16 protein-coding genes and 3 tRNA genes are annotated in these 20,186 nt (G+C 61.9%); 10 read left to right on the forward strand and 9 right to left on the reverse strand.

Annotated elements, in window-relative coordinates:
• Positions 1-281 precede the first annotated feature (281 nt).
• A complete protein-coding gene (locus tag A0O30_RS28110) occupies positions 282-875 on the forward strand; it encodes a cold-shock protein (protein WP_019098462.1) in 594 nt (197 codons plus the stop codon).
• 60 nt (positions 876-935) lie between these two features.
• Here the strand turns inward: A0O30_RS28110 and A0O30_RS02710 are convergent, their stop codons facing one another.
• Both A0O30_RS02710 and A0O30_RS02715 read right to left on the reverse strand, forming a co-directional pair.
• Positions 936-1,142 (reverse strand): SlyX family protein, encoded by a 207-nt coding sequence (locus tag A0O30_RS02710; protein ID WP_016712002.1) that lies wholly within the window; start codon positions 1,140-1,142, stop codon positions 936-938.
• A 1-nt stretch (position 1,143) separates the two neighbouring features.
• Positions 1,144-1,563, reverse strand: a complete 420-nt coding sequence (locus A0O30_RS02715) for an HIT domain-containing protein (RefSeq protein WP_105945492.1) — start codon at positions 1,561-1,563, stop codon at positions 1,144-1,146.
• 691 nt (positions 1,564-2,254) lie between these two features.
• Between A0O30_RS02715 and A0O30_RS02720 the strand changes: the two genes are divergently transcribed.
• From A0O30_RS02720 to A0O30_RS02730, 3 genes are all read left to right on the forward strand, one after another.
• Positions 2,255-3,535: an OprD family porin gene (locus tag A0O30_RS02720; protein WP_105945493.1), complete on the forward strand. Its 1,281-nt coding sequence runs from the start codon at positions 2,255-2,257 to the stop codon at positions 3,533-3,535.
• Between the two features lie 161 nt (positions 3,536-3,696).
• Complete coding sequence (locus A0O30_RS02725) at positions 3,697-5,412, forward strand: proline--tRNA ligase (RefSeq protein ID WP_105945494.1); 1,716 nt, start codon at positions 3,697-3,699, stop codon at positions 5,410-5,412.
• Between the two features lie 20 nt (positions 5,413-5,432).
• Positions 5,433-6,386: a hypothetical protein gene (locus tag A0O30_RS02730; RefSeq protein WP_105945495.1), complete on the forward strand. Its 954-nt coding sequence runs from the start codon at positions 5,433-5,435 to the stop codon at positions 6,384-6,386.
• Between the two features lie 27 nt (positions 6,387-6,413).
• Here A0O30_RS02730 and dinB read toward each other — a convergent pair whose 3' ends face one another.
• On the reverse strand, positions 6,414-7,472 hold the full coding sequence (gene dinB, locus A0O30_RS02735) for a DNA polymerase IV (protein WP_164525228.1): 1,059 nt from the start codon (positions 7,470-7,472) through the stop codon (positions 6,414-6,416).
• Between the two features lie 220 nt (positions 7,473-7,692).
• On the opposite strand from dinB, the gene A0O30_RS02740 reads away from it, so the two are divergent.
• The 5 genes from A0O30_RS02740 to A0O30_RS02760 all read left to right on the forward strand — a co-directional run bounded on the left by A0O30_RS02740 (position 7,693) and on the right by A0O30_RS02760 (position 12,384).
• Positions 7,693-7,769: transfer RNA gene (locus A0O30_RS02740), tRNA-Met, on the forward strand.
• 133 nt (positions 7,770-7,902) lie between these two features.
• Positions 7,903-7,979, forward strand: a tRNA-Met gene (locus A0O30_RS02745).
• A 133-nt stretch (positions 7,980-8,112) separates the two neighbouring features.
• Positions 8,113-8,189, forward strand: a tRNA-Met gene (locus tag A0O30_RS02750).
• A 260-nt stretch (positions 8,190-8,449) separates the two neighbouring features.
• Entirely contained in the window at positions 8,450-11,092 is a 2,643-nt protein-coding gene (mprF, locus tag A0O30_RS02755; RefSeq protein WP_105945496.1) for a bifunctional lysylphosphatidylglycerol flippase/synthetase MprF, read from the forward strand.
• A complete protein-coding gene (locus A0O30_RS02760) occupies positions 11,092-12,384 on the forward strand; it encodes a virulence factor family protein (RefSeq protein ID WP_105945497.1) in 1,293 nt (430 codons plus the stop codon). Before mprF ends, A0O30_RS02760 begins: the two co-directional genes overlap by 1 nt.
• A gap of 135 nt (positions 12,385-12,519) precedes the next feature.
• On the opposite strand, the gene A0O30_RS02765 is transcribed toward A0O30_RS02760, so the two are convergent.
• The 3 genes from A0O30_RS02765 to A0O30_RS02775 form a co-directional block, all read right to left on the reverse strand.
• On the reverse strand, positions 12,520-14,430 hold the full coding sequence (locus tag A0O30_RS02765) for a potassium transporter Kup (protein WP_105945498.1): 1,911 nt from the start codon (positions 14,428-14,430) through the stop codon (positions 12,520-12,522).
• A 152-nt stretch (positions 14,431-14,582) separates the two neighbouring features.
• Positions 14,583-14,909 carry a helix-turn-helix domain-containing protein gene (locus tag A0O30_RS02770; protein ID WP_060498613.1) on the reverse strand — a complete coding sequence of 109 codons (327 nt, stop codon included), beginning with the start codon at positions 14,907-14,909 and terminating at the stop codon, positions 14,583-14,585.
• Complete coding sequence (locus A0O30_RS02775; RefSeq protein WP_105945532.1) at positions 14,893-15,147, reverse strand: type II toxin-antitoxin system RelE/ParE family toxin; 255 nt, start codon at positions 15,145-15,147, stop codon at positions 14,893-14,895. The genes A0O30_RS02770 and A0O30_RS02775 overlap by 17 nt, the downstream gene beginning before the upstream one ends.
• Before the next feature lie 310 nt (positions 15,148-15,457).
• On the opposite strand from A0O30_RS02775, the gene rimO reads away from it, so the two are divergent.
• Positions 15,458-16,789 carry a 30S ribosomal protein S12 methylthiotransferase RimO gene (gene rimO, locus A0O30_RS02785; RefSeq protein ID WP_060498611.1) on the forward strand — a complete coding sequence of 444 codons (1,332 nt, stop codon included), beginning with the start codon at positions 15,458-15,460 and terminating at the stop codon, positions 16,787-16,789.
• A gap of 57 nt (positions 16,790-16,846) precedes the next feature.
• On the opposite strand, the gene A0O30_RS02790 is transcribed toward rimO, so the two are convergent.
• The 3 genes from A0O30_RS02790 to A0O30_RS02800 are packed head-to-tail and all read right to left on the reverse strand — an operon-like array spanning position 16,847 to position 20,154.
• On the reverse strand, positions 16,847-17,596 hold the full coding sequence (locus A0O30_RS02790) for a hypothetical protein (protein WP_105945499.1): 750 nt from the start codon (positions 17,594-17,596) through the stop codon (positions 16,847-16,849).
• Between the two features lie 54 nt (positions 17,597-17,650).
• Positions 17,651-19,363 carry a DUF5666 domain-containing protein gene (locus tag A0O30_RS02795; RefSeq protein WP_105945500.1) on the reverse strand — a complete coding sequence of 571 codons (1,713 nt, stop codon included), beginning with the start codon at positions 19,361-19,363 and terminating at the stop codon, positions 17,651-17,653.
• On the reverse strand, positions 19,360-20,154 hold the full coding sequence (locus tag A0O30_RS02800; protein WP_105945533.1) for a DUF6502 family protein: 795 nt from the start codon (positions 20,152-20,154) through the stop codon (positions 19,360-19,362). The genes A0O30_RS02795 and A0O30_RS02800 overlap by 4 nt, the downstream gene beginning before the upstream one ends.
• Positions 20,155-20,186 lie beyond the last annotated feature (32 nt).

The raw sequence follows: 20,186 nt of genomic DNA on the forward strand, positions 1-20,186 counted from the left end.
GAAGCTCCCCTTTCCATAAGGCTTGAGACTCAAGCGGACGTGGACCACTGTAGCAACACTTCCCCCCTGCCGCATGTGACATGGCGCAACACATTGCCCGCCGGGCGGCCTGCGGTTTGAGTAGCCTACGGCTTTACTGTTAAATAGGCACCGTGCCACCCGTGCGGACTGTCATTGCCGGGTGCATAGGCTGGCCTGCCACGTGTTCGCGCTCTACACCTCATGCGCACCGTGCTGCCCGCTCTTCCTGTGATCGGCCTTATCAACTGTGAGCCAACCCCATGTTCAAGATCGTCCATCTGGTGACGGGCGTGGCAGCCTTGCTGCTATCGCTCATACCCAGCCTGAAAACCGACGCGACACCCTTCCTGCAACAACCTGACGCGGTCTACCTGACACTCCTCGGCCTGCTCAATCTGGTCCTGGCCCCGGTCGTGCCCCTGTACTACCGCGGCGCGCGGCAGCAGTTGCAGCACCTTGCCTGCGCCCTGCTGGTGGTGGCGGTGGTGCTGCAAACCCTGACATTGCTGGCCCGCCCGGAAATGGGCAACCTCGCGGCACTGGTCTGCGCGGCACTGGCAGTGGCGCTGCACCTGGCCGTGGGTTTTGCCCGCAGCCCGCGCAGGGCACGCAACAGCCAGCATGCCGCTCAGGATGCCGGCAACCGCGATACCGGCACCGTCAAGTGGTTCAACACGTCGAAAGGCTTTGGCTTCATTTCCCGCGATTCGGGTGATGACATCTTCGTGCACTTTCGCGCCATTCGCGGCGAAGGCCATCGCATTCTGGTCGAAGGCCAGCGCGTTGAGTTTTCGGTAATGCACCGCGACAAAGGCCTGCAGGCCGAAGATGTGGTTGCGGTCACCCGCCGCTGATTGCCGCTTCATCCAGAGGCATATTTACCGGCATGCCGGTGAATATGCCTCTGCGACGCATCAATAATGAGGCGGTGGCGCCTCCTCCCCTTCGCTGCCGTACTGGCCGACCATCTCTTCATAACGCTTGATCAGCTCGGCCATCTGCGACTGCAGCCGCTCGATCACCCGCGCCTGCTCGACCACCACGTCATTCAACGCCTGGATAGTGTCATCCTGGAACGCCTGGCGGGTTTCCAGTTCGACAATACGTAACTCCAGCGACATCTCAGGCCTCCTGATAACCAGCAAGTTGCAGCCCACGCAGGCGTTGGCGAATGGCATTCAACTGATCGTCGCTGTAGGCCACCGCCGGGCACTTGCCCCACACCGGTGCCGGCCAGGCAGCGTCGTCACGCTGGCGCACAATCACGTGCATATGCAACTGGCTGACCACGTTACCCAAGGTGGCCACGTTCATCTTGTCGGCGCTGTAGCTGGCTTTCAGCGCCTCAGCCAACAGCGTTGTTTCCTGCCACAACTGCTGCTGCTCCGCCGCTTCCAGCTCGAACAGTTCGCTGATGCCGGCGCGCTTGGGCACCAGGATGAACCATGGGTAGTTGGCATCCTTGCTCAGCAGCAACTGGCACAGTGCAAACTCCCCCAGCACCAGGGAATCCTGCTGCAAACGCGAATCGAGGACGAACACGGCATATCTCCTTCAGGCAAAACCAACCCGCTTCAAGCGGAAATCAGGCCTGCAAGGATACCTTGCACACTCCCGGTAACACAGCGCTACTTTTCGCACCAAAATGAGGCCTTCTGTCCACACTCTCCACACCTGTCACCCCACAAACGACTCTGGATGAACAAGTTGCGGTAACACATTGACTTTAATGACAGCTTTTTAAATTTTAATGATTCTCGACTCCAACCTGTGCGCGAGCCGGCCTCACCCCGTGTTTACGGGACTTTCCGACCCTCGGTAGCAGGTTTTGTGAAAATTTCATGAAGTGTTGCGAATTTTGAGCACGCTTGTTGCATTCCCTTCACGCCAAGTCGGCACGACATCTGCAATGGCAGGTGAACGCGACAAATAACAACAGCGGCATTGGTTACCAGGGAGTTCCCCTAACCGGAACCGGTAGTTACAGGTTTGTTACGGTGACAGGAACAGCGCTGGCGTTGTACGGCCCTTAAACCGGGGCGTGATTTGCGACATGGAAATACCTAAAAGCGACAGGGTGAAAAAGTTCCGAAAAGAGTGCTTATAGCCATATCGCCAACAACAGTCAGCGTGCTATACATTTTCGCCGACATAACAAGAAAGAGCTGCTCCATATAACTAAAACACATGGATGCAGCGGTACTCTTCCTAAAAACCAAAGGAGCAAATCACGATGCGCGTGATGAAGTGGAGCATGATCGCCCTGGCCGTTGCGGCAGGGACCTCGCAGTTGGCAATGGCCTCGGCACAAGACGAGTCCAAAGGTTTCCTCGAAGACAGCAAGCTGAACGTAAAAACCCGCATGCTGTACTTCAGCCGTGACTTCCGTAACAACGACAGCGGCAAGAGCCGCGTCGAAGAAACCGGCCTGGGCTTCCTGGGTACCTTCGAGTCGGGCTTCACCCAAGGCACCGTGGGCTTCGGCGTTGACGCCATCGGCATGCTGGGCCTGAAACTGGACAGCGGCAAAGGCCGCGCCGGCACCGGCCTGTTCCCGACCGGTTCCGACGGCCGTTCGCAAGATGATTACTCCGAAGGCGGCGGTGCGGTAAAACTGCGCGTCTCCAACACCGTGCTGAAGTTCGGTGACCAATTCACCGCCCTGCCGGTATTCGCCACCGACGACAGCCGACTGCTGCCTGAAGTTGCTGAAGGTGGCCTGATCACCAGCAACGAAATCGATGGCCTGACCCTGCACGCCGGTCACTTCACTGCCCTGAACGCGCAGGCGCAGACTTACCACGACAGCCTGCGCCTGACCGAGGCCAACGTCTTCGGTGGCACCTATGCCATCAACGAAAACCTCAGCACCAGCGTCTACTACTCGCGCGTCGAAGATCACTTCCGCAAGTGGTACGGCAACATCAACTGGGCGCTGCCGATCAGCGACAAGCAAGGCCTGGTGTTCGACTTCAACATCTATGACACCAAGTCCATCGGCGACAACCTGACCGGCGCCTTCGTCAGCAAGGCTGACGGCAGCAACGAACTGGACAACATCGCAGCCAGCCTCTCGGCCGCCTACAACATTGGCGCCCACACCTTCACCCTGGCTTACCAGAAAGTCAGCGGCGACGGCGACTACGCCTACGGCGTCGACGGTGGCGGCACCATCTTCCTGGCCAACTCCGTTGCCCGCTCCGACTTCAACGCCGAAGACGAGAAGTCCTGGCAGGCTCGCTACGACCTGAACTTCGCCGAATACGGCGTACCTGGCCTGACCTTCATGACCCGCTATGTGCGCGGTTCCGGTGCCACTACCGAAAGCACCAACAACGGTAAGGAATGGGAACGCGACGTAGACGTCAAGTACGTGCTGCAAAGCGGCCCGGCCAAAGACCTGAGCTTCCGCGTACGTCAGGCCACCTACCGTTCCGCAGACGGCGTTTACTACGGTTCGAGCTCGATCGACGAACTGCGCCTGATCGTGGAGTACCCGCTGAGCATCCTGTAAGCCCTGGCTTGCAGTGCCCCGCACCTGAAAAAGCCCGGCGATCACGCCGGGCTTTTTCTTGGCTGACAAGCGTCACGCCCTGGGGCATCCTGTACGCCTTCGTTTCACCCCCGTACAATGCGGGGCTATTTCAACGTCTTAGGCAATCGACACGGCTAACCATGCGCACCAGTCAATATTTGCTCGCCACCCAGAAAGAAACCCCTGCCGACGCAGTGGTCATCAGCCATCAGCTCATGCTGCGCGCCGGCATGATCCGCAAACTGGCCTCCGGCCTGTACACCTGGCTGCCGATGGGCCTGCGGGTAATGCGCAAGGTCGAGGCCGTGGTACGCGAGGAAATGAACGCCGCCGGCGCCCTGGAAGTGCTGATGCCAAGCATTCAGCCCGCCGAGTTGTGGCAGGAGTCCGGCCGCTGGGAACAGTACGGCCCTGAGCTGCTGCGCCTGAAGGACCGCCACCAGCGTGATTTCTGCGTTGGCCCGACCCACGAAGAAGTCATCACCGACCTGGCCCGTAACGAGCTGTCCAGCTATAAACAGCTGCCGCTCAACATGTACCAGATCCAGACCAAATTCCGTGACGAGATCCGCCCGCGCTTCGGCCTGATGCGTGGCCGCGAGTTCATCATGAAGGACGCCTACTCGTTCCATGCCGACCAGGCTTCCCTGCAGGAAACCTACGACCGCATGCACCAGGCGTACAGCAACGTGTTCACCCGCCTGGGCCTGGACTTCCGCCCAGTGCAGGCCGACACCGGCTCGATCGGTGGCAGCTATTCGCACGAATTCCACGTACTGGCCGAGTCCGGCGAAGACGACGTGATCTTCAGCGACAGCTCCGACTACGCCGCCAACATCGAGAAGGCCGAGGCCATCCCGCGTGAAACCGTGCGCCCTGCCCCTACCGAGGAGCTGCGCCTGGTCGACACGCCAAACGCCAAAACCATCGCCCAGCTGGTGGAAAACTTCGGCCTGGCCATCGAAAAAACCGTCAAGACCCTGATCGTGCGTGGCGCCGAAGAAGGCAAGCTGATTGCCCTGGTCGTTCGTGGTGACCACGAGCTGAACGAAATCAAGGCCACCAAGCTGGAACAGGTTGCCGACCCGCTGGTCATGGCCACCGAAGCCGAACTGCGCGACGCCATTGGCGCCGGTGCCGGCTCGCTCGGCCCGCTGAACCTGCCGCTGGAATGCATCATCGACCGTTCGGTTGCCCTGATGAGCGACTTCGGCATCGGCGCCAACATCGACGACAAGCACTACTTCGGCGTCAACTGGGAGCGCGACCTGCCAGTTCCACAAGTTGCCGACCTGCGCAACGTGGTCGAAGGCGACCCAAGCCCGGACGGCCAGGGTACCCTGGTGATCAAGCGCGGCATCGAAGTGGGCCACATCTTCCAGCTGGGCACCAAGTACAGCGAAGCGCTGAAGTGCCAGGTACTGGGCGAGAACGGCAAGCCGGTAACCCTGTCCATGGGCTGCTACGGCATCGGCGTGTCCCGCGTGGTCGCCGCTGCCATCGAGCAGAGCTATGACGACAAAGGCATCATCTGGAACGACGCCCTGGCTCCGTTCCAGATCGCCCTGGTACCGCTGCGCTACGAAACCGACGTGGTCCGCGAGGCAACCGACAAGCTGTATGCCGAACTGACCGCCGCCGGCTTTGAAGTGCTGCTGGACGACCGCGACAAGAAAACCAGCCCAGGCATCAAGTTTGCCGACATGGAGCTGATCGGCATCCCGCACCGCATCGTCGTCAGCGATCGCGGCCTGGCCGAAGGCAACCTTGAGTACAAGCACCGCACCGAGCAGGACGCCCAGGCGTTGCCGCTCAATGAAGTGCTGAGCTTCCTGCAGGCCCGCGTTCGCCGCTGATAACCAATGCACGAGTGATCATGTTCAAGCGAAGTACCTTTACCCTGGGGGGCGCCGCACTGTGCGGTGCCCTGCTCGTCAGCGGCTGCGCCAACCAGATGTCCCAGCGCAGCGACCATGAGGAGCGCGTCGAGCGCAAATTGCTCGAGCACACCCTGCAGATCGATGTCGGCGAGCCGAAGGTGATGGAGCTTCCGCAACGACGTGTGCGTGTGCATGAGCAGAAGCGCTTCGAAGTCACCGAGTTCGAAGTTACCCGTCGTTACGACCGCTACACGCCGTACCAGCCCTGGCGGGAGATCTACGAGATCCCGCTGGGTGCAGTGGCCGTGGTGGCGGGCGTCGGGGCCAACGTGGTCAACGTCTTCGCCTTGGGCAACCTGCCGGAAAGCATCACTCACGACTGGCTCAGCTACGGCGTGGACGGGCTCAACCCGTTCATGAACGTGCCGTCCAACGGCCGCGCCCAGCAGAACCTGGCCGGGATCAGCGAGGTGCAGAAAGGCAAACGCGAAGAATCGACCAGCGTGCCCTGGAGCGAACGCCTGGTCGAGGTCAAGGCTGGCAAGATGACCCACGAACTGACTACCGACAGGAACGGCGTGCTGCGCCTGAACCTGCTCGACAGCCCGTTCTCGGAGCAGAACCTCAACCACATCGGCACCCTGCACCTGCAGGTACTCGACGAGGACAACGCGGTGCGTGGCGATGCCAGCCTGCTGGTCAGCGCCACCCTGCGCAACAAGCTGCTCGAAGCCCATGAGCTGATCTTCGATGACCTCGAAGATGACGATGTCGGCCAATGGGTCCACCGGGTCAAGCGCCTGTCCGAGCTGGGCCTTGAAGAAGAAGCCAGTGAAATGGAACAAAGCCTGATCGAGCTGACCCGCAACGATCCGGAGCTGCAGCAGGAGTTTCTGCAGTCGCTGACCAAGGCCACTGGCCGTTTGGTGGCTGATCCGGGCGCGCAATAACACACTGGGGCCGCGTCGCGGCCCCTTTCATTTGGGCGGGAACAGTTCCAACTGCTCATGCGCCCCGCGCAAATCGCGCAACCTCACCCCCACCCCCAGCAAGCGTACCGGCTTGCCTCCACGGGCGAAGGCCTGCCCCAGCAACTGTCGATAGCTTTCCAGGTCTCTGCCCGCCCCGGCCTGCTCCATGGTTGTCTGGCTGAAGTCGTGGAACTTGACCTTGACGAAGGGTTTGTCCGGCCGGTAACTGCTGTCCATGCGGGCGATGCGCTCATTCAGGCTTTCCAGCAGCTCGGGCAGCCGCGCCAGGCAGCTGGCCAAGTCTGGAAGGTCGGTGTCGTAGGTGTTTTCCACACTCACCGACTGTCGACGGCTGTCGTTGTGCACCGCACGCTCGTCGATCCCCCGCGCAAGCCCCCACAAGCGCTCGCCAAAACTGCCAAACTCGCGCACCAGCGCAAGGCGCGACCATTCGCGCAGTTCCAGACAGGTTTCGATACCCAGCCGTGCCAGTTTGTCTGCCGTTACCTTGCCCACCCCGTGCAGCCTGGCCACCGGCAAGGCTGCCACGAAAGCCTCCACTTCACCCGGGGTAATCACGAACAGGCCATTGGGCTTGCGCCAGTCGCTGGCAATCTTGGCCAGGAACTTGTTTGGCGCCACCCCCGCCGATACGGTGATATGCAAGGTACGGGCGACCCGCCGGCGAATATCCTCGGCAATACGCGTGGCGCTGCCCGAGTACCACTGGCTATCGCTCACGTCCAGATAGGCTTCGTCCAGCGACAACGGCTCGATCAACTCGGTGTAGTCGCGGAAAATGCTATGGATTTCGCGCGAGGCCTCCCGGTAAGCCTCGAAGCGCGGCTTGACGATCAGCAAGTCGGGGCACAGTTTAAGTGCATGGCGCGACGACATGGCCGAGCGCACACCATAGGCACGCGCCTCATAGTTACAGGTGGCGATCACCCCACGGTGGTCGGGTGAACCTCCCACCGCCATGGGGCGCCCGGCCAGACGCGGGTCGTCACGCATCTCGATTGCAGCGTAGAAGCAATCGCAGTCGACGTGGATGATCTTGCGCAAGGACATGGATGACCGTCAGCACTGTAAATTCATACAGATAGTATCGCATGCGCCCTGCCCTGAAACAGCTACCCGCGCCAGCATTCGACAATTGGCCTGAAAGCCGCGCCGCGCCTGAGCTGCATCTTGCCGACGAGTGCTAAGGGTTTGAACAAAAAAGGTTTTTCCTGAATATTTGCTTGACAGCAGGAAGTAAATCCGTAGAATTCGATCTCACAGGCGCGGGATGGAGCAGCCTGGTAGCTCGTCGGGCTCATAACCCGAAGGTCGTCGGTTCAAATCCGGCTCCCGCAACCAGATTCGAGAAAAGGCCACTGTTAACGCAGTGGCCTTTTTCTTTGCCTGCTGAAAGGCAATTTCAAAAAAGCTCGAAAAATCAAAGCGTAGCGCTTGACATACACATTACAAACTGTAGAATTCGCCCCACTGACGCGGGATGGAGCAGCCTGGTAGCTCGTCGGGCTCATAACCCGAAGGTCGTCGGTTCAAATCCGGCTCCCGCAACCAGATTCAAGAAAAGGCCACTGTTAACACAGTGGCCTTTTTCTTTGCTCGCTAAAAAGCACAGCGAATAAAAACGCTCAAACCGAAGCCGAATGCTTGACATTCAATTGGCAGACTGTAGAATGCGCCCCTCTGACGCGGGATGGAGCAGCCTGGTAGCTCGTCGGGCTCATAACCCGAAGGTCGTCGGTTCAAATCCGGCTCCCGCAACCATATTCGTCAGAACAAACCCCGCCTGTTTAACAGCAGCGCGGGGTTTGTTGTTTCTACGCCCCTGCATTTCATCGCTTCATTTTCCCCGCCCCTCCAGCCATCCCGCAGGCTTGAGGCATCGTCCCCCGGATGAACTATCTTTAACCCTGCCAGGCCGCTGAAAGCGCCAGAGGCCGGAGTAATATTGGATACGTTTTCCTAAGGGACTTTCACTTGGCCGCACCTTCCCTCTACCTCGCGCAGCATGCCCGGGGCAACTCATGACTTCCCATAACCCCGAACCTCCGGTGCCGCTCGCCTCGGCACTGCCCGGTGCCGTGCAACGCCTGCCCTTGCTCGAACGCCTGAGCCGCTACCGCCAGCCCATCGGCCTGGCAGTGACCTTGGTGCTGTTCACCATGGCTTTGATTGCCTGCCGCCACCTGCTGAGCGAGCTGGATATCTATGCCTTGCACGACGCCATGCTCAGTGTGCCGACCCAGTCGTTGCTGGGCGCCTTTGTGGCGACGGTGGTGGGCTTCGTGATCCTGCTGGGTTACGAGTGGTCGGCCAGCCGCTATGCCGGGGTGAAGTTGCCAGTGCACAGCCTGGTGCTGGGCGGCTTCAGCGCCTTTGCCATCGGCAATGCCATCGGGCTGTCGATGCTGTCAGGCGGATCGGTGCGCTACCGGCTCTATGCACGCCAAGGGCTGGGGGCTGGCGAAGTCGCCCGCATGACGGTGTTTGCCAGCTTGTCGCTGGGCTGCGCGCTGCCTCCCCTGGCAGCCTTGGCGACCTTGAGCGACCTGCCGGCAGCCTCGGCTGCATTGGGGTTGACGCCGGGCCTGCTGGCAGGCATCGCCACCGCCGTGCTGGTGGCATCTGGCCTGCTGGTGTTCGGCTTGTACCGCCGGCGCCTGGCCGAGCAACCGCTGGCGAACAACCTGCTGGTACAGGTGGGCCGCCGCACGCTACGCCTGCCAGGCACACGGTTGGCGGCCCTGCAACTGCTGATCACCGCGCTGGATGTGGCAGCAGCCGCCACTGTCCTGTATCTGCTGCTGCCCGAAGCACCACCTTTCGGGGCATTCGTGCTGGTGTACCTGCTGGCGTTGGCCGCTGGCGTACTCAGCCATGTGCCGGGCGGCGTCGGGGTGTTCGAAGCGATCCTGCTGGCAGCCTTTGCCGACCAGCTCGGTGCTGCACCGCTGGCGGCCGCCCTGCTGCTGTACCGGCTGATCTACGTGGTACTGCCATTGCTGCTGGCCTGCGTACTGTTGCTGGCCAACGAAGCCCGGCGCCTGCTGTTCGCCCAGCAGGCCATCAAGGCAGCTTCCGGGCTGGCCGCACCGATCCTGTCGATTCTGGTATTCCTGTCCGGTGTGGTGCTGCTGTTCTCGGGCGCCACACCCGAAATCGACACGCGTCTGGAACACATGGGCTTCCTGGTGCCGCACCGGCTTATCGATGCCTCCCACTTCGGCGCCAGCCTGATCGGCGTGCTGTGCCTGCTGCTGGCCCAGGGCCTGCGTCGGCGCCTGTCCGCCGCCTGGTTGCTGACTACCGTGCTGTTGTTGGTGGGCGCCCTGCTGTCGCTGCTCAAGGGGTTTGACTGGGAAGAAGCGTGCCTGCTGACCTTCACCGCTACCCTGCTTGCCCTGTTCCGTCGCTCGTTCTACCGCCCCAGCCGCCTGCTGGAGTTGCCCTTCTCGCCGGTGTTCCTGGTGGCCAGTGCCTGTGCAGTCGGCGCTTCGGTATGGCTGCTGCTGTTCGCCTACCAGGATGTGCCCTACAGCCATCAGCTGTGGTGGCAGTTCACCCTCGATGCCGATGCCCCACGCGGCCTGCGCGCCGCCATGGGCAGCGCCTTGCTGCTGGCTGCCGTGGCGCTGACCTGGCTGCTGCGCACCGCCCCTCCTGTGATCCACCTGCCCGACGAAGCGGAACTGCAGCGCGCCAACCGTATCTTGCTGGCGTCCGACCAGCCCGACGGCGGCCTGGCCCTGACGGGCGACAAAGCGTTGCTGTTCCACCCGCGTGACAATGCCTTCCTCATGTACACGCGGCGTGGCCGCAGCCTGGTGGCCCTGTACGACCCCATCGGCCCGGCCCAGGAACGCGCCGAGATGATCTGGCAGTTCCGCGACCTGTGCGACCTGCACCACGCTCGCCCGGTGTTCTACCAGGTACGTGCCGAGAACCTGCCGTTCTACATGGATATTGGCCTGACAGCGCTGAAGCTGGGTGAAGAAGCCCGTGTCGACCTGCGCCGCTTCGATCTGGAAGCCAAGGGCAAGGAGATGAAAGACCTGCGCTACACCTGGAATCGCGGTGGTCGCGACGGCCTGAGCCTGGAAATCCATGAACCCGGCCACGCCCCGCTGGCAGAGCTGAAGGAAATTTCCGATGCCTGGCTCGGCGGCAAGAACGTGCGCGAGAAAGGCTTTTCGTTGGGGCGCTTCAGCCCGGACTACCTGCAACACTTCCGCATCGCGCTGATTCGCTTTCAGGGCCGCCCGGTAGCCTTCGCCAACCTGCTGGAAACCCATGGCAACGAACTGGCAAGCCTCGACCTGATGCGTGCGCACCCCGAGGCCCCCAAGCTGACCATGGAGTTCATGATGATCGGCTTGATCCTGCACTACAAAAGCCATGACTACGCCCGCTTCAGCCTTGGCATGGTGCCGCTTTCCGGCTTGCAACCGCGGCGAGGTGCGCCCTTGACCCAGCGCCTGGGTTCGATGGTGTTCCGCCGGGGCGAGCAGTTGTACAACTTCCAGGGGCTTCGCCGCTTCAAGGACAAATTCCAACCGGACTGGGAACCCCGCTACATGGCCGTGCCGGCCGGGCTCGACCCGCTGGTAGCACTGGCCGACACCGCCGCCCTGATTGCAGGCGGCCTGACTGGATTGGTGAAACGTTGATGACCCGACGCTATTGGCTGTACCTGCTGGTTCCCCTGCTGCTGGCTGCCCTGGGTGGCGCGCTGGCGTTCTGGCTGTGGACGCGCCCGGCCCCCGAGGCGCGCCTGGAGCAACTGAGCATCAATGACACCCACATCACCCGGGTAACACCTGGCGTGCACCCCAAGGCCAGGGTGGCCATTGGCGTACCGCAGGACCAGGCATTGACCGACAAGCAACTGCTGGACCTGAGCCAGGCCGGCGAAGCCCAGCTGGTGCAGGTGGTGCTGCCGCCGAACGACTGTAGCAAACAGCAGCAGGCCATGGACCAGGCCCTGGCAGAGCTGTCGGAAAAGCCGACGCTGGTCGCCGGCATAGGCCCTGGCGCCGCCCAGGCCTGGCGTTGGCTGGCAAGCCAGAGCGATGACAAGGCGCGGGCCATTTCAGTGGACTTCAGCCTGGAGCAACCCGGCTGTCAGGCCCCGCTGCCCAAGGCGGCACCTCATGGCCACTGGAACGTCGCCTGGAACGACAACCCGGATGACGCCAGCGCCGCTTTCGTACGTGACCAGGCCAACGCCGAAACCAGCATCAGCGACTACGACATCCACTTGCCCCAGGTGCTCAAGGCCCAGTTGACCCAGGCCCTGGTTGGCCGTGACGGCAACGCCTTGGCTATTCCAGTGGTCGAGGTACCGGCCGGGCAGACGACCGACACGGTCACCCTGTTCCTCTCCGGTGATGGTGGCTGGCGCGACCTGGACCGTGATGTGGCCGGGGAAATGGCCAAGCTGGGCTACCCGGTGGTAGGCATCGACACGCTGCGCTACTACTGGCAGCACAAGACTCCGGAGCAAAGCGCCGCCGATCTGTCCGAGCTGATGCAGCATTACCGGCAGAAATGGGGCACCAAGCGCTTCGTGCTGACAGGCTATTCGTTCGGCGCCGATGTGCTGCCAGCCATCTATAACCGCCTGCCGGCAGAGGACCAACAGCGTATCGATGCCGTGATGCTGCTGGCGTTTGCCCGCAGTGGCAGCTTCGAGATCGAGGTCGAGGGCTGGTTGGGCAAAGAAGGCCAGGAAGCGCCTACCGGGCCAGAGATGGCCAGGCTGCCGGCGTCCAAGGTGGTGTGTGTGTATGGCGTTGAAGAGACCGATGAAAGCGGTTGCACGGAAAAGACGGCGGTGGGTGAGCGCCTGAAGCTGCCTGGCGGGCACCATTTCGACGAGAACTACCCGGCGCTGGCCAAGCGCTTGATTGGTGAGATCGAGACCCGCCAAGGTAAATCGAGCGTCGCCGAACAGAACTGACAATGACTGGGGCCGCTCTGCGGCCCATCGCTGGCAAGCCAGGCTCCCACAAGTACTGCGCAGACCTTCAGCATTGCGCGGTCCCTGTGGGAGCCTGGCTTGCCGGCGATGGGCTGCAAAGCAGCCCCTTGGCAATCAGATCTCGACCTGGGTCCCCAGCTCGATCACCCGGTTCAGCGGCAGGTTGAAGAAGCGCAGGTTACCGTTGGCATTCTTCAACAGGAACGCAAACAGGTTGCCCCGCCAGCGCGACATCCCCTCCAGCCGTGAAGCAATCACCGTTTCGCGGCTGAGGAAGTAGGTGGTGCGCATCGGGGTGAAATCCAGGTCGTCCAGGTGGCACAGTTTCAATGCCGCCGGCACGTCCGGTTCGTCCATGAAGCCAAAGTGCAGCAGCACACGGAAGAACCCATCACCGTATGCCTCCACCTCGAAGCGCTCCTGCTCCGGCACGCGCGGCCGGTCTTCGCTGACGACCGTCAGCAGTACCACCTGGCTGTGCAGCACCTGGTTGTGCAGCATGTTGTGCAACAGCGCATGAGGCACTGCGTCGGCCCGTGCGGTGAGGAACACCGCCGTGCCTTCGACCCGATGTGGCGGCTGAATACGGATACTGCTGATGAACAGCTGCAGCGGCAGCGCGCCTTCGTCGATACGCTCGACCAGAATCTGCTTGCCGCGCTTCCAGGTACTCATCAACAGGAACAGCACACCACCCGCCAACACCGGGAAGGCACCGCCCTGGACGATTTTCGGCACGTTGGCAGCGAAGAACAGCCCGTCGACGAACAAGAAGCCCACCAGGATCGGTACCGCCAGCACAGGCGGCCATTTCCACAGCAGCAACATGACGGCCGACACCAGAATAGTGGTCATCAGCATGGTGCCGGTCACCGCCACACCGTAGGCCGCCGCCAGGGCGCCGGACGACTCGAAACCGATCACCAGCAGCACCACGCCGACCATCAGCGTCCAGTTCACCGCCCCAATGTAGATCTGCCCCTGCTCGTCGCTGGAGGTGTGCTGGATCTGCATACGTGGAATGTAGCCCAGCTGGATGGCCTGGCGGGTCAGGGAGAACGCCCCCGAGATTACCGCTTGCGAGGCGATCACCGTGGCCATGGTCGCCAACCCGACCAACGGCAGCAATGCCCAGCCCGGTGCCAGCAGGTAGAACGGGTTGCGGGCTGCGTCCGGGTTTTGCAGCAGCAGTGCCCCCTGGCCGAAATAGTTCAGCACCAACGCGGGCAGCACCAGGATGAACCAGGCCCGGGCGATCGGCTTGCGGCCAAAGTGGCCCATGTCAGCGTACAGCGCCTCGGCGCCGGTCAACGCCAGCACCACTGCGCCGAGAATGGCCACGCCCATGCCGGGGTGCACCACGAAGAAGTTGATCGCCCAACCCGGGTTGAAGGCCTTGAGCACTTCCGGGCTCTGCGAGATGCCATGCACACCCAGCGCCCCCAGTACCACGAACCAGGTGACCATGATCGGGCCAAACAGCTTGCCGATCTTCTCGGTACCGTGCTTCTGCACCAGGAACAATGCCACCAGCACCACCAGCGAAATCGGCACCACCCAGTGGTCGATACCGTCAAACGCCAGGCCCATGCCCTCTACCGCCGACAGCACCGACACCGCCGGGGTGATCATGCTGTCGCCATAGAACAGCGAAGCGCCGATCAGGCCGCAGATCACCATCAGCGTGCGCAACCGCGGGTAGGCCGCCGTGGCCCGCCGTGCCAGTGCGGTCAGGGCCATGGTGCCGCCCTCGCCCTGGTTGTCGGCGCGCAGGATGAACATCACGTACTTGAACGACACCACCCACAACAGCGACCACAGGATCAACGACAGGATCCCCAACACGCCATCGTGGTTGACCGGCACCCCGTAACCGCCGGTGAAGACTTCCTTCAGGGTGTACAACGGGCTGGTGCCGATATCGCCATAAACCACCCCGACCGCCGCCACGAGCAGGCCCAGCGACCGCGCCGCGCCCTGCTTCCCCTCGTGCCCGCCCTCGGCGTGACTGCTTGCCTGAACCATCGACCACTCCCGCAGACGGCCTTATAGGCCAGTAGAATTCTCACCTGCGCCGAAGTAACACTGACACCCCGGACGCAATGGCGCGAAGCATAGCGCAGCGTTCGTCGATTTTCTGCTGGTCCGCCTCTGTCAGAGCAAGATGGCGGCCAACACTAAAGGTCCAGACACTGCATGGGTATGCCCAAGGCAGCGGCAATCTTTTCGCGAGTAGCCTTACGCGGGCGCTCTGCTGTTTCTTGCTGGGCATAGGCTGACTGCGAGATCCCCAGGCGCTGGGCAACTTCAGCCTGAGTAAGGTCCAGATGCCGACGCCAGGCGGCGATGGCGGTCATGCCGTCCTTCACCATATAGCCAACCACCTCGTTGGGCACCAGGTCCGGTTGGGGACGGCTGGCGATGTAATCGGCATAGGGCAACACGACGAAGGCAGGACGACCGTCGGCGCCATTGATGATCTGTACATTAGTAGGTGTGCTCATCGCGCTTCTTGACCTCCTCGATGCTGACAATTTTCACGCCTCCATCCCAGTCGAACAGAACCCGGTAGTTACCTACCCTTAGCCGGTAACCATAATGGTGGTTGACCAGCGCCTTGACGCTTTGAGCGTGCGGCATGTGCGCCAACGCCTGAACGGCGTCGTAGACCTTGGGTTGATCAACCTTGTCGATTTTCCTGAGTTGCTTCACTGCTTTGCGTGACCAGTTGATCGTATTCATATCCACGCCAGTCTTATAAGAAAACCATAAGAATTGAATAAGCTCAAGAAAAGGTTTCATAGGCGTGAAAGAGGGTGATGACAGGAGCTCATCGGTTCAAGGGGAGGCATTGCCTGGCTGTGTTTCGAGGTTTTACCAGTCGTGCACAGTCCGGTTGGCTTGCATAGCGCAGCGTTCGTCGTATTTCTGCTGGTCAAGCGACGTTACGCTCGCTAGAATTGCGCACTTTTTGATCAGAGGCGCCCAAAGCGCCCGTCAAGATCGCCCCCGATTCCGGCCGGGCGACCTGCATTCAATACCGAGGTTAGTCATGTCCACCACGCCCGCCACCCCCAAGGTAGGTTTCGTAAGCCTGGGTTGCCCTAAAGCCCTGGTCGATTCCGAGCGCATCCTGACCCAGCTGCGCATGGAAGGCTATGAAGTCGTGCCCACCTACGAGGACGCCGACGTGGTGGTGGTCAACACCTGCGGCTTCATCGACAGCGCCAAGGCAGAATCGCTGGAAGTGATCGGCGAAGCGATCAAGGAAAACGGCAAGGTCATCGTCACCGGCTGCATGGGTGTCGAAGAAGGCAGCATCCGTGATGTGCACCCGAGCGTGCTGTCGGTCACCGGCCCGCAGCAGTACGAGCAGGTGGTCAACGCCGTGCACGAAGTGGTACCGCCACGCCAGGACCACAACCCGCTGATCGACCTGGTGCCGCCTCAGGGCGTCAAGCTGACCCCGCGCCACTACGCGTACCTGAAAATTTCCGAAGGCTGCAACCACAGCTGCAGCTTCTGCATCATCCCGTCGATGCGTGGCAAGCTGGTCAGCCGCCCGGTAGGTGAAGTGCTGAGCGAGGCCGAGCGCCTGGTCAAGGCCGGGGTGAAGGAGATCCTGGTGATTTCCCAGGACACCAGCGCCTATGGCGTCGACGTCAAGTACAAGACCGACTTCTGGAACGGCCGCCCGGTCAAGACCCGCATGCTCGAATTGTGCGAAGCACTGAGCAGCCTGGGCGCCTGGGTACGCCTGCACTACGTGTACCCGTACCCGAACGTCGACGACGTGATCCCGCTGATGGCCGCCGGCAAGATCCTGCCGTACCTGGACATCCCGTTCCAGCACGCCAGCCCGAAAGTGCTCAAGTCGATGAAGCGCCCGGCCTTCGAAGACCGCACCCTGGCGCGCATCAAGAACTGGCGCGAACAGTGCCCCGAGCTGGTGATCCGTTCCACCTTCATCGTCGGCTTCCCGGGCGAAACCGAGGAAGACTTCCAGTACCTGCTGGACTGGCTGACCGAAGCCCAGCTGGACCGCGTGGGCTGCTTCCAGTACTCGCCGGTAGAAGGCGCACCGGCCAACGACCTGGGCCTGGAAGAAGTGCCGGACGACATCAAGCAGGACCGCTGGGACCGCTTCATGGCCCACCAGCAGGCCATCAGCGCCGCCCGCCTGCAACTGCGCATCGGCAAGGAAATCGACGTGCTGATCGACGAAGTCGAGGAGCAAGGTTCGGTTGGCCGCAGCTTCTTCGATGCCCCGGAAATCGACGGCAGCGTGTTCATCGACGGCGATCATGGCTTCAAGCCAGGCGACAAAGTGCGCTGCCGTGTGGTGGATGCCGACGAGTACGACATGTGGGCCGAGCCTATCTAAAGCGGCTGAAACACTGAAAAGCCCCTGCCCCGGTAATCCGGCGCAGGGGCTTTTTTGTCAGAACGTGTGAAACAGCATCAGCCCCCCCTCTGCATCCGGGCTGGCGTCCGAAAAGCCTTTGACCGCATACAGTTGCACTTTCCATTGCGGGTTGAGCTTGTGGGTCAGGAACAAGGTCAGTTCCTTGATCTGCGACCCTGTCGAGACCACCTTCTGCCGCCAGTCGTAGGACGCGCCCGCCGACGTGCCAGTAGCCACAGGTATGGCAAAGCCGAGGCTGGCGAATACCGGGTCGTCGAAATCGCTGTCGGGTGGGTCGCCGAATTTCTTCCAGCCCAGTGTCGCGAAGCCGGTGACCGGGCCAAAGCCCTTGGTGATGTCGACCTGGGCGGTGTAGTCGTATTCGCCGGTACCCAGGCACTGGTCTTCATCGGCAGTGGGGAATTTGACCTTGCCGATCAGGTCCAGCATCAGGCCGCCGTCACTGCCATCGAGCAGGGCGTACCCGGCACTGGCAACCGTGTCGCCCAGCCCGCTCTCCACATCCCGGCAACCGCCGGGCAAGGGGTCACCATTCGGGCCGACTTCCGGGTTGGTGATGCGTAACCAGGGCACGGTGACCTTGTAGGTCATGGGGCCGGTTTCATACTTGCCGACCACGGGCACGTACCAGATTTCCGACGTGGTACCCGTGCCATAGTCGCCGCTTGAATAGTCCATGCCGATGGCCGCGCTGAAGGTGTCAGCCAAGGTTGATGCGCTGGTGCATGACAGCAGGCAGGCGAGAAGCGGGAGGGTCGGTCTCATCGGCACCTCGGAATCCCGTCGGGAAGTGTGAGCGGACATACCCAGCCTAGTTGCCTAACGCCCGGAACGCTCCGGATGCTCGACTTTTTCGGCGGTCTCTATCTTCTCCGGCTTTTCGACTTTCTCGACTTTTTCAACCTTCTCGACCTTTTCAGGCTTTTCGACTTTCTCCACCTTTTCGACTTTCTCTACTTTTTCGGGCTTTTCGACCTTCTCTACCTTCTCGACTTTTTCAACCTTCTCGACCTTTTCAGGCTTCTCGACTTTCTCCACCTTTTCGACTTTCTCTACTTTTTCGACCTTCTCAACCTTCTCAACCTTCTCAACCTTCTCAACCTTCTCAACCTTCTCGGCCTTTTCTACCTTTTCGACTTCGACCCGCTCTACCCGGTCAGAACGGCCGCTGTTGCTGCTTTCAGGCTGCTCCACCGTTTCGACATGCTCTGTCTTGCCAGACTTGTCCACGCTGTCTGACTTGCCGTGCCCGCTGGCGTCCTCAATGTCGCTGCCACCGCTGTGATCCTCACGGCCTTCGGTGCCAACAGCGGTCGCTTCGCGTGTGCCATGGCCACTGTTGCCTGAACTGCCGGAATCACTGCTGCCGTGCTCGCTGCCACGCCCCGAATGGCCTCTGTCCGGGTTGTCGGCGCGGTCATCCTGGAACTCCACACGCGTTGCCCGCAATTCGTGAGCGCCATTGAGTACACCACTCACCCGCACACGCTGATCGAGCGCCAACGCCGCCGCCGGTTTACCAACGATCACGGTGCCCTGCCCCAGCGTCACATTGATGCCTGCAACCACCAGTTGCCGAGCCTGCGCGCGCTGCACCAGCCCTTCGACCACCGCCTGCTGCACACGGCCAGCAAACGGCAGGCTAGGGTCAGGGCGGGTTTGCGCCACTTCCAGTTGACGCCCGGTCCACTGGCCGCGCACCAGCAGTTCCCGTGCCGGGGCTACGCGGGTACCCAGTTGCAGCCCTTGAAGGCTACCAGGGCGATCAATCGCCCCAATGGCACTGGCCTCTCGCAGCCCCGGGGCCCGTTCGATACGGGTCGCCACCACTTCGCCCCTGGCATCGCGCAAGCCGCTGACCCGGACCGGCTCGCCCGGGCGCAGCCCTTCCGCCACCCGCGCGCCTGCGGCAAGGCGCACCGGCTGCCCCATCACCCGCAGCGGGGCCGAAGCGCTGGGGAGCGCCGTCAGCGGCCCTTCGTAGGCGTTGAGGATCGAGATACGCCCAGCCTGCAGGCCGCGCTGGGTGGCAATGGCCTCCACCGCCACAACCTGCCCGATGGCCAGGTGAGCACTGCTGGCCGGTGCACCGTTCTGACTCACCGGTACGTCTTTGCCATAGTGCACTTCCATGCCATTGACGCAGATCGAGGCAAACCCGGTGATGGTGCCGACAATGCCGGTACCACCAGTACCGCCCGGGCGCAGGATTGGCGCACCGGTACCGCCAACACCGCCACTGCTGTGATCGAAGTAGGTGCCGTCCACACCCTCGGCCACTGCACCCGTACCGCCTGTGCCACCGGGGCGCTGCGGATGCGGTGCGCCAGTGCCGCCAACGCCACCGTTTTCACTGCGCACACCGGTGCCGCCCGTCCCTCCCGGAAACTGCATGCCTGCGGCACCGGCCATCCCCACTTCATCACGGCTGACACACACCGGCGCTGCGGCCACCTCGGCAGGCGCCATCAGGTTCAACCCGAAAACCAGGGCGAGCGTGATGGCACTGAGGCAGCGCGCAAGAGAAGTCATGGGCCGGGCGTCTTCGACAAATCGGGTTGGGTAGCTTCAGTGTAGAAATAAAGCCCTACGGTGATGCGCTGACGTTGCTCGACGGCGGGCTCATCAGCGCCCTCCAGCTCTGCTGCAAGCCGGCTGAAAGCAAGCAGCGTCTGCATGCCATCCGTGGAAACCACTTCACGCACGTGTTCGACGCTGGCCAGGCTCAAGGCATCATAGTGAACGCTGCGCTCAAAGAACGGCTGACCTTCGCCACTGAGGTTGTGCACCGCTGCGCAGGCATGGTCATGCAGGTTGTGGCCAAAGTAGGCGGCTTTTTCATCGAAACCCGTCTGCGGCACGAATGCCTGGGCCTCCAGGTGCACACGATCCTGCTCGTCGAGCCGGACGATGCCAAGGCGTAACCACTCATCCAGCACAACCCGGCCACGGATATCGGTGCTGACCTTGGCCACCAGGGCATCGAATGAACAGTCGCCGCCGACACTGGCCAAACGCGGCAGTGCCAGCGCCTGGCCAGGTGCCGAGCAGAACGGCGGGCTGGTGGTCCATACATTGACCAGCTGTGCACCCAGGGTGATGTTTGCCGGCAGGGCTGCGAGCGCTGTGCCGCCTTCACTGCGAATCCGCCGGACGTCCTTGCGGTGTACGCCTGTGAGCAGGCTGATACGGCTGTCGGTGGGCGGGGTGCCGTCCAGGCGAAACTCGCGATGGGCTACGTCGACGAACACGTCCTTGAGAAGGTCGGCGAACATCGTGTAGGTCACCCCCTTGCGCAACATCAAGCGCACCAGCGGACGCATGACACGCCGCAGTGCGCTTAACATCGAAGGGG

The sequence above is a fragment of the Pseudomonas sp. LLC-1 genome, assembly GCF_002992185.1.
GTDB lineage: Bacteria > Pseudomonadota > Gammaproteobacteria > Pseudomonadales > Pseudomonadaceae > Aquipseudomonas > Aquipseudomonas monteilii.

Coding starts and splice junctions, on each gene's coding strand:
- rimO (WP_060498611.1), top strand. CDS start 15,458: ATGTCCACCACGCCCGCCACCCCCAAGGTAGGTTTCGTAAGCCTGGGT.
- A0O30_RS02730 (WP_105945495.1), top strand. CDS start 5,433: ATGTTCAAGCGAAGTACCTTTACCCTGGGGGGCGCCGCACTGTGCGGT.
- mprF (WP_105945496.1), top strand. CDS start 8,450: ATGACTTCCCATAACCCCGAACCTCCGGTGCCGCTCGCCTCGGCACTG.
- A0O30_RS02710 (WP_016712002.1), bottom strand. CDS start 1,142: ATGTCGCTGGAGTTACGTATTGTCGAACTGGAAACCCGCCAGGCGTTC.
- A0O30_RS02795 (WP_105945500.1), bottom strand. CDS start 19,363: ATGACTTCTCTTGCGCGCTGCCTCAGTGCCATCACGCTCGCCCTGGTT.
- A0O30_RS02725 (WP_105945494.1), top strand. CDS start 3,697: ATGCGCACCAGTCAATATTTGCTCGCCACCCAGAAAGAAACCCCTGCC.
- A0O30_RS02775 (WP_105945532.1), bottom strand. CDS start 15,147: ATGAATACGATCAACTGGTCACGCAAAGCAGTGAAGCAACTCAGGAAA.
- A0O30_RS02765 (WP_105945498.1), bottom strand. CDS start 14,430: ATGGTTCAGGCAAGCAGTCACGCCGAGGGCGGGCACGAGGGGAAGCAG.
- A0O30_RS28110 (WP_019098462.1), top strand. CDS start 282: ATGTTCAAGATCGTCCATCTGGTGACGGGCGTGGCAGCCTTGCTGCTA.
- A0O30_RS02800 (WP_105945533.1), bottom strand. CDS start 20,154: ATGCGTCCGCTGGTGCGCTTGATGTTGCGCAAGGGGGTGACCTACACG.
- A0O30_RS02790 (WP_105945499.1), bottom strand. CDS start 17,596: ATGAGACCGACCCTCCCGCTTCTCGCCTGCCTGCTGTCATGCACCAGC.
- A0O30_RS02760 (WP_105945497.1), top strand. CDS start 11,092: ATGACCCGACGCTATTGGCTGTACCTGCTGGTTCCCCTGCTGCTGGCT.
- A0O30_RS02720 (WP_105945493.1), top strand. CDS start 2,255: ATGCGCGTGATGAAGTGGAGCATGATCGCCCTGGCCGTTGCGGCAGGG.
- A0O30_RS02770 (WP_060498613.1), bottom strand. CDS start 14,909: ATGAGCACACCTACTAATGTACAGATCATCAATGGCGCCGACGGTCGT.